Origin of the sequence: Pusillibacter faecalis (assembly GCF_018408705.1) — a bacterium.
Classification (GTDB): Bacteria; Bacillota; Clostridia; order Oscillospirales; family Oscillospiraceae; genus Oscillibacter; species Oscillibacter faecalis.
In genome coordinates this window covers 111,862-127,851 of the sequence record NZ_AP023420.1, presented here as the reverse complement: position 1 = coordinate 127,851, position 15,990 = coordinate 111,862, and the positions used below count along the sequence as shown (strand labels likewise).

General features: G+C 46.9%; 11 protein-coding genes. 6 read left to right on the top strand and 5 right to left on the bottom strand.

What is annotated here, in order from left to right:
- Nucleotides 1-35 precede the first annotated feature (35 nt).
- The 5 genes from KJS55_RS00605 to KJS55_RS00585 all read right to left on the bottom strand — a co-directional run bounded on the left by KJS55_RS00605 (nt 36) and on the right by KJS55_RS00585 (nt 9,509).
- Nucleotides 36-2,819, bottom strand: coding sequence for an S-layer homology domain-containing protein (locus tag KJS55_RS00605; protein WP_213542422.1), 2,784 nt, complete (start codon nt 2,817-2,819; stop codon nt 36-38).
- Between the two features lie 892 nt (nt 2,820-3,711).
- Entirely contained in the window at nt 3,712-5,265 is a 1,554-nt protein-coding gene (locus tag KJS55_RS00600) for a hydantoinase/oxoprolinase N-terminal domain-containing protein (protein WP_213542420.1), read from the bottom strand.
- 2 nt (nt 5,266-5,267) lie between these two features.
- The gene (locus tag KJS55_RS00595; protein WP_187029073.1) at nt 5,268-6,359 is read right to left on the bottom strand and encodes an S-methyl thiohydantoin desulfurase family protein; all 1,092 of its coding nucleotides are present in this window, start codon (nt 6,357-6,359) and stop codon (nt 5,268-5,270) included.
- A gap of 94 nt (nt 6,360-6,453) precedes the next feature.
- Nucleotides 6,454-7,761, bottom strand: coding sequence for a cytosine permease (locus KJS55_RS00590; RefSeq protein WP_213542418.1), 1,308 nt, complete (start codon nt 7,759-7,761; stop codon nt 6,454-6,456).
- 140 nt (nt 7,762-7,901) lie between these two features.
- The gene (locus KJS55_RS00585) at nt 7,902-9,509 is read right to left on the bottom strand and encodes a PucR family transcriptional regulator (RefSeq protein WP_213542416.1); all 1,608 of its coding nucleotides are present in this window, start codon (nt 9,507-9,509) and stop codon (nt 7,902-7,904) included.
- A 554-nt stretch (nt 9,510-10,063) separates the two neighbouring features.
- Between KJS55_RS00585 and KJS55_RS00580 the strand changes: the two genes are divergently transcribed.
- From KJS55_RS00580 to KJS55_RS00555, 6 genes are all read left to right on the top strand, one after another.
- The gene (locus KJS55_RS00580; protein WP_213542415.1) at nt 10,064-10,447 is read left to right on the top strand and encodes a TnpV protein; all 384 of its coding nucleotides are present in this window, start codon (nt 10,064-10,066) and stop codon (nt 10,445-10,447) included.
- Between the two features lie 217 nt (nt 10,448-10,664).
- Complete coding sequence (locus KJS55_RS00575) at nt 10,665-10,877, top strand: helix-turn-helix domain-containing protein (protein WP_213542413.1); 213 nt, start codon at nt 10,665-10,667, stop codon at nt 10,875-10,877.
- Between the two features lie 52 nt (nt 10,878-10,929).
- Entirely contained in the window at nt 10,930-12,504 is a 1,575-nt protein-coding gene (locus KJS55_RS00570; RefSeq protein ID WP_213542412.1) for a type I restriction-modification system subunit M, read from the top strand.
- Nucleotides 12,488-13,675, top strand: a complete 1,188-nt coding sequence (locus KJS55_RS00565; protein WP_213542410.1) for a restriction endonuclease subunit S — start codon at nt 12,488-12,490, stop codon at nt 13,673-13,675. Before KJS55_RS00570 ends, KJS55_RS00565 begins: the two co-directional genes overlap by 17 nt.
- A 29-nt stretch (nt 13,676-13,704) precedes the next feature.
- Nucleotides 13,705-14,229, top strand: a complete 525-nt coding sequence (locus tag KJS55_RS00560) for a DUF4365 domain-containing protein (RefSeq protein ID WP_213542408.1) — start codon at nt 13,705-13,707, stop codon at nt 14,227-14,229.
- Nucleotides 14,230-14,456: 227 nt separating this feature from the next.
- Nucleotides 14,457-15,968, top strand: a complete 1,512-nt coding sequence (locus KJS55_RS00555; protein WP_213542407.1) for a DUF3800 domain-containing protein — start codon at nt 14,457-14,459, stop codon at nt 15,966-15,968.
- The last annotated feature ends 22 nt before the right edge of the window (nt 15,969-15,990 follow it).

Sequence of the window (15,990 nt, the reverse complement as noted above, 5' to 3'; positions counted from 1 at the left end):
TGACGGAAACTCTCAGTATAATCTGATTCGGCACTTTACTGAATTGCTTTTTCACAAAAACGCATTAGGATAACGGCGCTTTGAGCGCGGCTGGCATTGCCGGCAGGGGAGAGCATGGAGGAACTGGTGCCATTGACAATACCGACAGCGGTGGCCCACTGAAGAGCATCTTCTGCGTAGGAGGCCACCTGATTGGAATCCTCATAGCTGTCAAGTCCGGCCCGCCGGCTGACATCGTAACCCCTACTCTGGGCATAGCGGTACAACATGGTGGCTAATTGCTGACGGGTAATGGAACGGTTGGGACGCATAAAGCCGTCTGCATAGCCGGAGAGGATATTATTTTGTACAGCCCAGGTAACAGCGTCTTCATACCAAGCGCCCGGTACGGTGTCCTGATAACCAGAGATAGATCCGGCCACTGCGGGACGGCCCTCCAAATTGTAAAGAATCTGTGCCAGGTGAGCCCGGGAAATCTGTCTGTCAGGCCTGAAAACGGTGGTGGAATACCCGTTCATGATTTTGCGTTTGTAAACGTATAATACGGCATTGTAATACCAATCGTCTGACTTGATATCTGCAAATGGAAGTGGGGAGGGATTTGCCTCTTGCACCTTGTCCGGAATCACTTGGAGATCCATCTGCGATTTTTTCAGAAGACCAGCTATGGACCCGGTGGTGCTGGCAGCCTCAATACTGGAAAGCCCTGCATGCAGGATTTCCTCCAAGTCGCGTTTTCCCTGGTCGGAGTACAAATTGAAATCATAGCTGCGGTATTCCATGTGTAGTTGGGCAACCGCTTGCTGCTTTTCCAGGGCCAGAGAGGCTCGGAGACGAAGAGATTCCACCAGCTCCTGTGTCAGGTTCTGTGTGTGGGGGACTGCTTCCTGAACAGCCTTCTCATAAGTAGGCTGCCACGAAGAGGTCACTTCTGATAGGGAGCGTACGGACAGACCGTTCAGAGTATCTGCCCAGGCGGCAGCGTCGGCTAATTGTGACAGGGACTGCAAGGATTCCTCTGCGACTTGCAGGGCAAGGGCGGTAATACGCTCCTGATCTGCGGGAGTGGTCAGGTCTTTGTGAACTTCGGCGGTGAAGCTGGTGGTAATTCCGCTGCCAGCCAAGAGCGCATTCTCGTAAATCTCAGCGGCAGACGCCTCGTTCACCGCCTGATTGCCAGACTGCTGGAGAACCATGCTGTGATCGCTGCGCCAAGCGTTTACAACAGCCTGAGCACGGGAGTCACAAGTAGGGATTTTGGACATGGCCTGCCCAGCCTGAGAAACAATAGCTTGCATTTGATCGCTGTTTACGGCGGCAGAGATTTTTTCGACAGCATCAGAGTGGATTTCTACAAGTGCGTTCCAGTCTTGAGCTGTGTAGTTGTCTGCAGGGTATTGGGAAAACACGGACTCCAATTGTCCCAAATACTCGTTTTCAATAGGGTCTCGCCAGATGGCGTATAGAGTAACGGTTTCTCCCTGAGATGCCGTCAGGTTTCGGACTTCCCCGCGATCCTGATAGCGGACAGGGCCTTCGGCGGTTGATGACCAACCGGCAAACTCTTTTCCTTCAGGGGCGGTCAATGTGCACTCCGGGAGTGCGGCGGCCTGGTCGTAAGTATAGATTTGTGAATTCATGGCTCCGTTGCCACCGTTGGCATCAAAGGCTACTGTATATGTGACAGGGGCCCATTTGGCGAACAGAGTTATCCGCTCGCCCTGATATTTGCCGGCTAGATTGCTGACCTCCTGCTCATCCTGGTAGGATTTTCCGTTTCCATAAGTGTTTTCCCAGCCTACAAAGCGATATCCATACCGGCTGAATTGGTTGGGAAGCAGGGCGAGAGGCGTATCCCATACGGCTGCCTGATCTGGCATGGTTCCGCTGCCGCCGTTGGCCGCAAAGCGGATCACATAGTCATTCGGGAGCCACTTTGCATAGAGGGTTTGGCCGGAAGCCTGTATGCTCCCTTTGATCGGACGGGAATGTTGGGCGTCTTCATACCATTCCACACGCTCATATCCGGTTTTTGGATTCTGCTCGGAGTAGAACCTTGGAGCGACCAGAAGATCTGCCCTGACCGGCAGGGTAATGGTATTAAGAAAGTTATTCTGGGCGGTAAAGCCTCCGTGAACAGGATCTAGGCTGGCGTTTTGGCTTAAATCCAGTTCTGTCAGAAAATTGTGATCTAGGTAGGCGAATTCTAGATCTTTTAGCATGGAAAGGTCTACACGGGTGAGCTGGTTGTCGAATACATCCATGAGTTTCAGGCGCGTATTGTCTGAAAAATTCACGGCAGTCAGGCGGTTATTACGGCAATACACGGCTTCCAGAGCTGTACACCCGGCAAGATTTAAAGAAGTCAGAGTGTTGCCCGCGCAATTAAGGGCGGTTAATTTATGAAGTCCAGAGAGATCGAGCTGTTCAATCCGGTTAAATGCACAGTATAGATAGGTTAGAGAGCGATTTTTCCGCACATCCAGTTGAGTGAGCTGATTATATCCGCAAATCAGCTGTTCTAAAGAAGTAAAGACCTCAATCCCCTTCAGAGAAGCAATCCCCTGGCGGGAGACATCCATCTTTCGGATTGCAGAGAGCTCTTCCGCAGTAAAAATACCGTCAGCGCCATATCCGTTTAAATGCTCCGGATTGGCCAGCCACTGACGGAACTTTGAATCCGGAAAGATATCCTGTGTAATCGTAACAGCCTCCTGTACCGCTGGTTTGGCCGCAGCAACTCGCAGCGGAGGAATCAACTGCCATAATAAAAGCAGGGAGAGCAGGGTGCAAAAGCTTCGTTTGCAGAGGGGTCTCATCAGATATACAACTCCATTCAATACGTTTCACGGTCAGTCCATATCTTAACGAAGGGCCAACCGAGGTGGCATTGTACCAGGGAAGTTCCTGATTTACAACCGGAAAGTGTTTCATTTGTTGTCATTTTCTTGTTTTGCCCCCTATCTCTCAAACGCTTTTGCCAAGGTGCGGGTAAGGTTTCAAGTTTTTGTAAATACTCCTCACGGCTGACGAGCTGTTTGTCATTGGCAGTTGAAGATGGAACCGATCCATGAGAAGGTACAAAGCCACTTCATGACTGCATGACACTGCGCCTTCATGGAGAAAACCTCCGGCTGTCCAATCAGGGCAGGGGAATTGCCGATGCTTCATGCTGCTAAGCCAAGACAAGTGGAAGGGTGTCCCTGCCATATGCCCCAACCGGAGCCTGCAGGAGTAGAGAAGATGCCGCTGCCCAAAGGAGGCTGTTCTGCTTGCTGATTTGACAGCTTGACTTTTGAAATGGGATAGATACAAAAGGTAAAGTAGACACTGCGAGACCATTTAATCCCGCAGTGTCTACCTGGAAGAACGACAGGCCTTCGCGTTTGAAACCCCAGCGTTGTAACATTATTTGAAAAAACAAACGTCTATTTTGAACTCCGCGCCCTGGTCAAAACATCCCCCTCGGAACGGTAGATAGTTCTGAGGGGGATGTTCGTGGCTCCGTAGCGCAAAAGAGGCGTTTCAGAAGTCCTATTTTTGGTTGGTCTGGATGGTGGTCATCCGAAGGCCAACGATTTTGTGCCCGATTTTCTCAGCAGAAACGGTCAGCTGCGGTTTGCTAAGGCCGAGACCGGCTTGCGTGAAAGGAAGTTTGTATTCGGCTGAGTATTTGCCAGAAGAGGCTGGTAGCCCTATAACCATGCAAATTTAAGCCAAATCGCCGGCAGCCTTGATTTTCACTCGGGTGGTGTTTCCAGGATAGTATTGCAGCGGAACATCTTCGGCATCAATGATTTCCACCGTACCACGAATGGCGCCCGCGGCCACAGCCAGTTCAACTGCTTCAGCGCGGGCCTTGGCAAGGGCCTCGTCACGGGGAACCTTATCATAGTCGATCAACTGCTCATAAGTGCCGCTGACCTTGGAAATGGCAGAACCAATGGCATTTGCCACACTACCGAATTCATGCTGTGTCACGCTCTTTGCGCCAGCAAGATCAGAGGGCAAGACAATAGAGCCGCCTCCTACAAGGATAACATCAACATCATCAGCAGAGACCTTCATCGCATCAATAGAATCTTCACAAAGAGTACGGATCGCATCCATGGCCTTTTGGGCAAATTCCTCATCAATCTGAGAAACCAAGGCCGGATTTCCCAGATCAGCCATTCCAAGGCGGACTGCAATATCTGTGGCGGTACAAATATCTCCGCCAAAGCACAGGGCTTTTTCGGTGATCTGATAGCCCACAGAATCAGGTCCAACCGTTACAGTGCCATCTTCTTTCTGACGAACAATAGAACCCCCGCCAAGGCCGATGGAAACGACATCCGGCATCCGGAAATTGGTGCGCACACCGCCAATTGTGACCGCAACGCCGGATTCTCTGGGAAAACCGTTCTGGATCACGCCCAGGTCAGTGGTTGTACCGCCCACATCGATCACAATGGCATTTTTCAACTGGCTCAGATAGCAGGCGCCACGAATGGAATTAGTAGGACCACAGGCAATTGTCAGAATGGGATAGCGGCGGGCGTACTCCATGGTCATGAGGGTGCCGTCGTTTTGGGACAAATAGACCTGAGCGTTGGTCACGCCTTCATTGACCAGTGACTGGGCAAAGCCTTCCGTAAAGGTCTGTGCGACTTTGTAGAGCGCGGCGTTGAGAATGGTGGCATTCTCACGCTCAATCAGGCCCATAGAGCCGATTTCGCTGGAGACAGATACATGGACGTCCTCGCCCATGATCTCTTTGCAGAGCTTAGCCGCTTCCAGCTCATGGTCGTTGCGAACAGTTGAGAACACACAGGAGATGGCGACGGATTTGACATTCTGAGCCTTCAGCTCCTCAAAGAATGTAGCTGCGGCGGCTGTATCGAAGGGGGCCAGTTCTCTTCCATCGTATTCAAAGCCACCGCCGATAATGGCAGTCTTGACGGCAATTTCTTTGAGATCTTCTGCCCAATCGACCATTAGAGGAATGCCGCGAGAGGCGGGGGCACCAATGCGCATGACTCCGATCGGAGCCAGATTCTTTCTCTCCACAATTGCGTTTGTACACTGCGTGGTGCCCAGCATTGCCTGTCCGATTTCACTGCGGTTGACTCCGGATTTCTCAAGAACAGCACGAACGGCATGGAGGATGCCGTCATAGATGTTAGACGTGGTGTGCTGCTTGACGGAAGCAACGACATTCAGTTTCTCATCAATCAAGACTGCATCCGTGTTCGTGCCGCCTACATCAATACCAAGCTTATACATGCTCAACAGCCTCCTTTGCAGCGCTCTTCAAGGGGAATATAGTCTGTATCAACACCAAAGTACCGAGGGCCAACCAATTTCAGTCCCGCTTCTGTTCTCCACAGGGGGAAGCATTTCAGCCCCACAACCATGACTCGCTTACCATATTTCAAGGCGTCTGTGGGAACCGGGATAAAGGTTTCAATATCAACAAGGCAGATCAGGTCCGGAGTTGTGGCCAACAGCTTTCCATCAACCACTGCGGTCAGATTTTCGTTCTGGAATTCCACATAAGCAGACCGCCCCTTATCATCGCCAATACCATCCAGCAGGACCTTGCCAAAATTAAATCCATTCCGGACGTCGCGGAGCACATCACAGATCTTGCCCTGAAAGAGCTTATAGCCCTCGGTAATTTCAAGAAACGCCTCTTCTGGTGTCTTATCAGAGACCTCCTTTACCTTGCGGATAGCAGAACCCAGGGTTTCACTGCGGGTCACGATCCCGTGAACGCCGTATTCCTTCATAAACCTGCCTTCCATGGCGTACAGCGATACGGACACAGAGCCGCCGCAGGCCATGGTAACAGCTCGTGCCATTTCTTCCGTCCATTTGTTGGTAACGGTGCGGAAGATGCAGGAGTTGCCCTTTTCATCAACCATCGCCATGGGGGTTGCTGAGCCGCCGCCGATGGTGAATGTAACCATCTGCAGTTCTGGAAATGCGCGTCCCATGCCATCGCAGTCTACCAGTGGAAGCCCCAGACGTGCGGCGGCGGCAATAGGGAGCATGGAGTTTACACCGCCAGCTTCAATAGGCATGAAGGCATAGATAGGCTTGCCGTAAAAGGCGGAGACAGTTTCATAGAGAGTTTTATATTCCTCGCCACCGATTGCCTTCTCACAGAGGACTGTGGGAGCGCCCATCATAGCGATAGGAACCACCAGGGCGTCATCAGGCACTTCATCCGGGTCGAGTATCGTGACAGGTCCACATTCCTGAACGGCTCCAATAGCGATCAGCTTCCCCACATAGGGGTCTCCGCCACCGCCAGCACCTAACAGTGCCGCGCCTAAGGCGATATCTTCAATTTCTGGGATGCCAATTTTACGCAAATGAAACACTCCTTTTATATTAGATTCTATGCAGAATATGGGCAGGCGGAATACGGTTGGAATCGCCGTGCACTGACAGCATGGGATCAGCAAATTACGGATTATCCTGCCTGCCGAAAGCCTTTGTGAGAAGAATATAAACAACTAAAGCGGCAACAATCCCATTGATTGAGCTGATGAAAAAGGGAATATTTAGAAAGGACAGGGCAGGAATTGTGGCGAAAGTGCCACCGGTCATACAGGCAATCAACGCACCAATCACAAAGGCAATCATACCAGGAGCATAAAAGCCCTTCCGAATTTTAAAGTTTTCGATCTTGCCCTTACCAATCAACCAATAATCAGCAATCATGACTCCCATCAAAGCGGGTACAATGGCAGACAGTAAGGATAGGAACCCCTGAATAGCGTTCAGAATACCAACAGCCGCCAGAACCGTACCAATGACGCCAGAGATGGCAGTTGTTATCTGGCTTTTCTTTTCATCCTGACCAAGCAAAACAGACAGAGCCAGGCCGCCGGAATAAGCGTTGGAAACATTGGTTGTCCAGGTAGCCAAGATCAATGCAAGCAGGCCAAGGAGCGGTAGTCCCGCTGTGGATAAAAATACACTAATATCATAGGAACCTGTGCAAATAGCAAGAATCCCTCCCAGCATAAGCACAATAAGGCCTGCTGGCAAAACACCGAGGACAGAGGATTTTACAACGTCCTTACGGTTCTTTGCAAAGCGGCAGTAATCTCCGGAAATCGCAGCGGCAACCACGAAGGAACCAACCGTCAGGCTGATGCCGTTCACAAGGCTCATAGGAGCAGCTGGCTGATATCCAACTAAAACCGCGCCATTGCCGGACAATAGATTGGTAATCAAGGCATATATGAGAACAATCCCCAACAGCGGAACGGCAATCTTATTGAGCCATTTGAGCCCGCTGAAACGGAAGCAGGCGGTCAGCAGCATGACGATGCCCCAGACCACGGAGGAAAGCCATACAGGGATGCTGAATCCGGACATGCCTTCCACCATAGACGAAAAGGAGGAGCCGCAGACAGCCGCCTGAATGCCGAACCAACCAACACAAGAGATGGTAAGAATGGTACTGATGATGTACTTGGCACCCATTTCACCAAGGGCTCCGCCAGCCATAACAGCGGTGGGCAGTCCTGTGTCACAGGCATGCATCCCCATAAAGCTCATCAGTATACAGATCAGGGCATAGCCGATGATGATGGCGATTGCAGCAGATTCCAGGGAAAGGCCGGCACCTATCATGCCGCCGATCATCAATGCCGGAACACAAATCATTGCTCCGATCCATACCATGGTAATCGCTCCCCAGCTTTGCCGATCTTCCGCCTGGATTTTAAAGCCCGTTGTCTGTTTCATGATTTCTCTCCCCATATTTCTCAAATCAGGTGAAATATCTCATATTTCCTTATGATTATAGTGAAACAGCCAAGAGAAAACATTGTTTAAAGAGATAAAGTTTCCCTCCAGTCATTGTCTCTTTGGACAATAACCGGAGGGAGCAGCGGAAAACATCACTCATTTTTTCCCGGAGACAGCCGCATAATCCGCTGTAATGCAAGTGCATATAGCAGATTTTTAGATTGTGGGATATCGCCCACATGGAATCCAAGTAGGTTGCCGGCCTTCTGCAGACGGTACTTGACGGTGTTCTTATGGACGAAGAGGTGGGCTGCGGTTTCAGTAATGCTGGAGTTCTTATCCAGGAGGAACACGGTCAAGGTTTTTATCATTTCCACGCCATCTTTAATAGACATAATGGGATCAAGCAGCGACATATATCTCCGCACAGAATCGTTTCCCTGTGCGGCGATTTCCCGGCATTCCTTTACAAATTCGATTTCTGAGACTGTAAAGAAAGTCCGCATGGGGAATACCTTTGTGCTGTCCTCTAGATAAGCGCGGTTTGTCTCATATACATATTTGGCATCTGCCGTGTACTGGAGCAAGGGGCAACGCGTTATTTTGACGGAAAGACCATTTTCTCGGCAAAACTGTACAAGAGCATTCGTCCACTCATCCATCTCATGCAAGGTCCTGCTGCCGACAGGAAAAATCAGAATATCATTTTCATAGTGCCCGCACAGCCCGATTTTGGTGTAGAGGGAAGATAGTTCAGAAACCGCCCTGGCCCACGGAGAGAGGTTTTCACCCTTGAGGCTTCTTAAAATCCACATGTCACTTAAAGAGGCAACAGAAATATGATATAGATCACCCAGCCTGCGCATTTTAATTGGCTCGTCCAGAATGATGGCGCGTATGAGTTCGGATCGGTCTGTTTGGTCATGCGTTTTCCCCCAAACACCCATGCTTACACGAACGCCTTCCACAACTTGCTTCCAGAGAACCTGATCCAGTTTACCTCGTTCTGAAAACACGAACAAATACATGCGGCTATAACTGCTGGGCTGAATTTCCGCTCGGTAGGCCAACAAATTCGGATTTCCAGCGATTTCACACGAGCAATCGCTGTTGATATGCCTCACGGTCTGACTGATCATATCGCCCCAGGATATCTCTTGATTCCGGGGCCATGAAGCCTCGCTCAAAACGTGGTATTCGGAATCTGTAATAACGGCTGAGGCCCTAAGCCGGTCGCTGGTAATCCGCAAGATGGTTTTTACGCTTTGCTGATTGGGCGGGACCTTTGTCATCTGTTCAAGCAGATCAATCGTAAATGTCGGGTTGTTCAGCTCATCCCGAACAATCGCATCCATAGTCTCCTGGATCACTTCACCGTAACGGAGGTTAGGTTCATTTTCGGGCATGCATATCAAAACAAAATTGAGTTCGTCTGCCAGTTGAATCAGTTTTGGATCTACCCGTGGAAGAATGAGACCAACATAATATAGAATCATCCCTACTTCGCCAGCCATAGCAAACATTCTGATATTATCACATTGGGCATCCACGTCATCGGCAATGTTGCAAAAGCCGGTGAGAATTAGTTCGCTTCCCCAAAAATCAATGCTCTCATATAGCTTTTTCTGCATATCTGTGGGGGTCGAATACTCCAGTACCGTGACGCTTGTGACAATCCGTTCAAGGCTGTTGTGGCCTGCCAGTACTTTTGCTCGCCGCAAGCAGGGTAATTCCAATAATTGAGAAACAGTCAAGCTCATGAGACAACCACTCCAGAAACAATTTTGACCGGTCGTATTTCATGATAACACAGGGATATCTTATGATCAAACATGATTTCAAAAATTTTCACTGTAAGGGATAGTGAACGGGGAATGAGTTCCCACCATCAGCCATTGTTCTGCAATCTGAAAGTTCGGAAGAACGGTCTGCAGCTGAGACGGCAACGGCAGCAGAGTGTCTATGAGAGATGTACTCGTATTGCCGGGGAGTCTCACCTAGTAATCTCCGCCAGATGCCATACGCAGCTTTGCCGGAAAAGCAGACGAAGCAGTTGAATTCATGCGGAGATATGGTGGGAACCTATACTCGACGCAGAAGAAAATCCCTGTTATACTTGTGGAGAAAAACAAAGGGTGAAAAGAAAAATGACCAGAATTCTGTTTGTCTGCCACGGCAGGATTTACCGGACGTGAAAAAACGCCTGTAAATCAAGCACTTCCTGTGTTTCAGCCTCAGTTTTACCAATGATTTACCAATATTTCTGGAGAGCCAGGCTTGCTAACTATCACACCAGAATGAGGAGATCAACAACATGGAAGAACTCAAAAATCATATTTACGATGAACATAATGGTCTGCGGTATACGTTGGTTGGCGACTACTACATTCCAGACTTGCAGCTACCGGAAGAAACCCGCCCTATTGGGATTTGGGGGCGGATGCATAAAGACTATTTGGAGCAGTACCATCCAGCCCTGTACAATGAACTGATTTTGTCCGGCAAGCTCTGGACATATCTGGCCGATTTGAATGAGCAAGCACAAGAGCGGATGAACCGCCTCATCAATCAGATGAAAGCGGCAGAAAACATTACCGAAGAATTGAAAGCCCATGATCCAATGGCGTGGGTGGGCACCATGAACAACATCCGCAACCGGGCAGAAGAAATTGTTCGAAGCGAGATAATTTATCACTAAATCGTTATTTGGAATAACCGATAAGCAGGGATTGCTCTTTTGGGAGTAGTCCCTGCTTATTTTATAACATAAAATCTTTTCGTTCACGGTGAAGAAATGCACGAAGTTGAAGTTATTATGTAATAAATTGCACATCAATGTTGCAAGCTGGTGCTTTTTCGACTAAAATTAGAATAGTTACTTGCTATGTACACTATGAATAGGAGCAGATTTGAATATGAAGGTCAGTTATAAAAAATTATGGATGCTGCTATTAGAGCGTGATATAAGCAAAATGAAGTTCCGGGCGGACCTGAAACTGGCCACTGGGACCATGGCGAAACTGAACAAGGGCGATGAAGTAGCCCTTTCTGTATTATTGCGAATCTGTGAGTATCTCGACTGTGATATTGGAGATATTTGCGAAGCGGTACATGATAGCCAGAAATAGAGTGCTGCTTTATACGATAATATAAAATTACCGAAAATCGGAGGAAAATAAGATGGCCAGAGGTGCGGCAAAGCCCAAAAAAGAAGTTTCTATGGAGGAAGCGCTGTGGAAATCGGCAGACAAACTGCGTGGTTCTGTGGAACCGGCAGAGTATAAACACGTCGTTTTGAGCCTTTTCTTCTTAAAATTTGCAAGCGACAAATTTGAGGCCCAACGCAAATTGATTGCGGAAAAATACGGGGAAAAGTTCCTGGACAATGTCGCTTTCTATACCAAGGACAATGTATTCTTTCTGCCGGAGATCAGTCGGTGGACCTATATCATGGAGAACGCCAAGCAGGATGATATTGCTCTGAAAATTGACACTGCGCTGTATACGATTGAAAAGGCCAATCCCTCTTTGAAGGGTGCTTTGCCGGATAACTACTATTCTCGGCTCCACATCGACACGGCAAAGTTGGCGTCTCTGCTGGATGAAATCGACAAGATCAACACCGGCGATACAGAAAATGACATTATCGGCCGGATTTACGAATACTTTCTGAGCAAATTTGCGCTGGCGGAAGGCAAGGGTAAGGGCGAATTTTATACCCCAAAGTGTATTGTTAATCTGATTGCTGAGATGATTGAACCTTATGACGGTATCCTGTATGACCCTTGCTGCGGCTCCGGCGGTATGTTTGTGCAGTCCATGAAGTTCGTGGAGGCCCATCACGGCAACAAAAAGAAGGTGTCCATATACGGGCAGGAGTACACCAACACCACCTACAAGCTGTGCAAAATGAATCTGGCTATCCGAGGCATTTCCGCCAACCTGGGCGAAATGGCGGCGAACACCTTCACCAACGACCAGCACAAGGACCTGAAAGCGGACTATATCATGGCAAACCCGCCCTTCAATCAGAAGGAGTGGAGGGCCGCCGATGAACTGGTAGGCGATCCCCGCTGGGATGGCTATGAAGTGCCGCCCACCAGCAATGCAAACTACGGCTGGATTCTGAATATTGTCTCCAAACTGTCGCAGAACGGCGTGGCCGGTTTCCTGCTGGCCAATGGCGCTTTGTCCGATGACGGCACCGAGCTGAAAATCCGGCGGCAGCTCATCGAAAACAATCTTGTGGAGGCCATCATCATTCTGCCTCGCAACCTGTTCTATACCACGGACATCAGTGTGACCCTCTGGATTTTGAACAAGAACAAAAAGGCTCGTGTGGTAGAGGAAAACGGCGAGGTGAAGCGCTATCGCAACCGGGAGCGGGAAATCCTGTTCATGGATCTGCGGCAGATGGGCAGCCCTTACGAGAAGAAATATATCGAGCTGACCGAGGAAGACCGTGCCAAGGTGACTGGCGTCTATCACGCATGGCAGCAGGAAGGCTATGAAGAAACCTATCAGAATGTGCCGGAGTTCTGTTACAGCGCCAGTTTTGAGGAAGTGGCGGAAAAGGGGTTTACCCTGGTGCCCAGCCGGTATATTGAGTTTGTCAACCGGGATGAAGCCATCGACTTTGACACTAAAATGAAAACCTTGCAGGCCGAGCTGAAAGAGCTGTTGGCAGAGGAAGAAAAGTCAAAGGCAGATTTGCTGGCAGTGTTTAAGGAGCTGGGTTATGAGATCGAATTATGATGTTTTAGGGAAACATATCAGATTGGTGGATTTTCGCAATAAAGATGAAGTAACCAATACTGTACTGGGCATCAGCATCAACAAAGAATTTATGCCTTCTGTTGCAAATGTAATTGGAACGGATTTAAGCCGATACAAATTGATTCAAAAAGGAATGTTTGCCTGTAATCCTATGCACGTTGGACGAGATGAACGACTCCCGATTGCGCTTTACAAAGATGACATTCCCGCAATTGTTTCGCCTGCCTATTTCATGTTTGAAATCATTGACCCGACTATTCTGGATATGGACTACTTGATGATGTGGTTCCGGAGACCAGAATTCGACCGTGAGTGCTGGTTTATGACCGATGGTAGTGTGCGTGGAGGTATTACCTGGGATGATTTGTGCCGTATAAGCATCCCGGTTCCTCCCATTGAAAAGCAGCGCAGCATTGTAAAGGCGTACCAGACCATCACCGACCGGATTGCACTCAAGCGGAAGATCAATGAGAATTTAGAAGCAACAATTCAAGCAGTCTTCAAGTCATTGTTTATTGACTATGAAAGAGCAACCTATTCAGAGTTTACAGAGTTTGAATTCGGAAAATATCCTATAAATTGGAATCTCGTTGACATGGATTCGCTTGTTGATGTTCGTGATGGTACACATGATTCACCAAGCCCCACCGAATCTGGTAAATATCTCATCACGTCTCGACACCTACTTCCGTATGCTGTTGACCGTAGTAATGCGTACCTTATTAGTGAAGCTGATTTTAGAAAAGTAAATGAAAGAAGCAAAGTTGAGTATGGGGATATTCTTTTTAGTATGATAGGAACAATTGGTACTATTTCCTTTATCACAGACCAGAAAATTGATTTTGCAATAAAGAATGTAGGACTATTCCGCACATCTCAAAATCCGGCCATACGCCATTTTATTCTATCATACCTCAAAAGTGAAATTGTAAAAAAGTATATAGCTTCTTATATGGCAGGAAGCACACAATCTTATGTTAGTCTAAATGTGCTGAGAAAAATACCTCTTATTTTGCCATCTGAGGATGTTCTTCAATATTTTGAAAAGCAAGTGACGCCGTTATTTGCAAAAATGATTGAAAATACTCACGAAATTACCAAACTCAGTGACCTAAAAGATGCAATAACCACTTCTATGTCAAGCCACTAAAATATCATTTTGAAAGATGCGTGGATATTATGCCAAAGTTACCGCAAGATTGTCCTGCCCGTATTATTGGAGCTGAAGCTCGCAAATTAGTTCACTACATTTTCCCATCAGAGCATTGGGAATACCGAGAACAGACTGGTAATGATAATGGAGTGGACTGTACAATAGAACTGATTGAGCAGGAAAAATGGACAAACAGAAAGTTGGAAGGCCAAATTAAGGGAACAAGAAATCCCAATAAAATGAAATCTGAAAATTGCTTTTCTTTTTCTCTTGATGTTAAAACAATCACTTATGGGTTGAGCAGCGCAAATGCTTTTGTTTTATTTTATATGGATGTTGAAACGGAGATGGTCTACTATTTGCCAATACAGGATTACTTTATAGCAAATCCGGCATTATTTGATCAGCTCGAACAAAATGAGCGAAAGATGAGTGTGCATATACCATGTGATAATTTGGTTTTTGATAACGACTTTGAGTTGCAACAGATTGCAAAGAGTACATATATAGGAGGACCTTCCCGGAATTTAAGAAAGGTAGACCAGATGTAACACTTGGGGTTAAAAGCAGATATAGCTTTCATCCTGAAACAATTTCATCAACGGACATTTTGGAAGAATGTTCATTGATAGTTGGCATTGAGGTCCCCTCTTTTATCTGTCTGAACGGAAAACAGATTTCATGGGGCTCATTCAGATGTTCAGCTCATAAATGATCTGCGATAGTATCTTTTGCGCCACTATGTGCAGGATGGGCTGACCCCGCAGAGGTGGATGGCATGAAAATGTATAATTTTTATTATGACGAATCAGAACACAGTAGAAAAATCACTAGTAAAACTGTAAAATCCAATAACTACTACGACAATTTTGTATCTGTAATTGTAGGATGGCCAAAAGAAAAAGAACAGGCTGTTCATAAAAAGCATCTAGCGTTTGAAGAAAGATATGCGGCTCGCAAAAACAAGAAGGGAGAATTGAAAAGTGAGACGTTGAAACAAAGCCAATTCGATTTTGGCTTTGCTTCCATGAACAAGTACAATGTTCAATTTGTCGACGATTTTCTTTCTCTTTTTGATGAAGAATTCAACCTCTATTTTTTCATTGCGAGTAAGATAGAGTATCTTGTTTTGCAGCTTTTCGCCGAGTATAAAAGCAACTTTTTCTTAGATGCGGATGCTATGAAGTACTCTATCACAAAAGTCCTTGTCATGTATCGGCCTGAAAAAGTAATTGATTGTATTTTCAATTCGCCAGAATCTTTTGTGGATGTTTTGAAGGAGTTCTTTCGAGAACGAATCGAGTGCAACAAGGAAAATATTGAGCTGAAAAGGCAGGAAAGCCAAGCCTTTGAAGCAGTTCTGTATTATTTAGAAAACGTTTCTGTCGTGCCAAAGCTTGACTGGACTTACTACATGCCTTTTGATGGGTTTCGAGAATATCTGAAAGAAGAAAAAATTACAGATTATTTTTTAACCCTTGATAAAGAAGGTGAAGAAGGCCAGGAAAGCAAAACTCTACAATCTGCTCGGCTTATAGGGCTTCAAAATACCGTAGAAGTCGATTCTTTAAGCAGTTTCGGAATTCGTATAGCGGATATAATGGCAGGAATTATAACAAAGCTACTAAAATCATTGTGTGATTCTCTGCGTTACCATTCTCCGGAAGAAGGCGTGCAGAAAAAAGTATTAGCTGCCAGATGGTTTCAAATGAATGAAGCCCAGTTGGAACTTTACAAGAAGTTGTATAAGATAATCTGCGAATGGGATCACGCTTGGTACAAGTCGTATGCAGGAATCTATTCGGATGATTTAGTGACATTTATTGCGCTGCTAAATTATATGAACCATTTTGAATCTGTAAAGCAGATACATGATGAAGGTCTCAGTATGCAAGGCGAATATTTTAATAGCTTTGCCTGCAAACAATTGGAGGACTATTTTGATAGAAGAAGAAACAAATTGCCAATCGATCCGATTACGGATACAAATAAAGAGTTTTTTATAAATAGGCGAGGCGCAAAAGTATTTTTTGATATTGAAAAACAGCCGATTATTCCAATAAATGAGGGTAGCCAAACGGCCATGGTGTTGTCCGTAGGTATGAGCAACATGGCACTCCCTTTGATCACAGTTTTAAAAGATGAAAAGCCTGTATGTTATAGACTACCTCAAGAATTGAGTGATTGGGCATACACCGCTATCGGAATAGCCAATATGGGAGAAAACTTGTTCCCTGCACAAGTTACTTTTTCTAAGATAAATGGCAGATACTATGCCGATATATTATGAGGCTGATATTTAAGGATAGAAG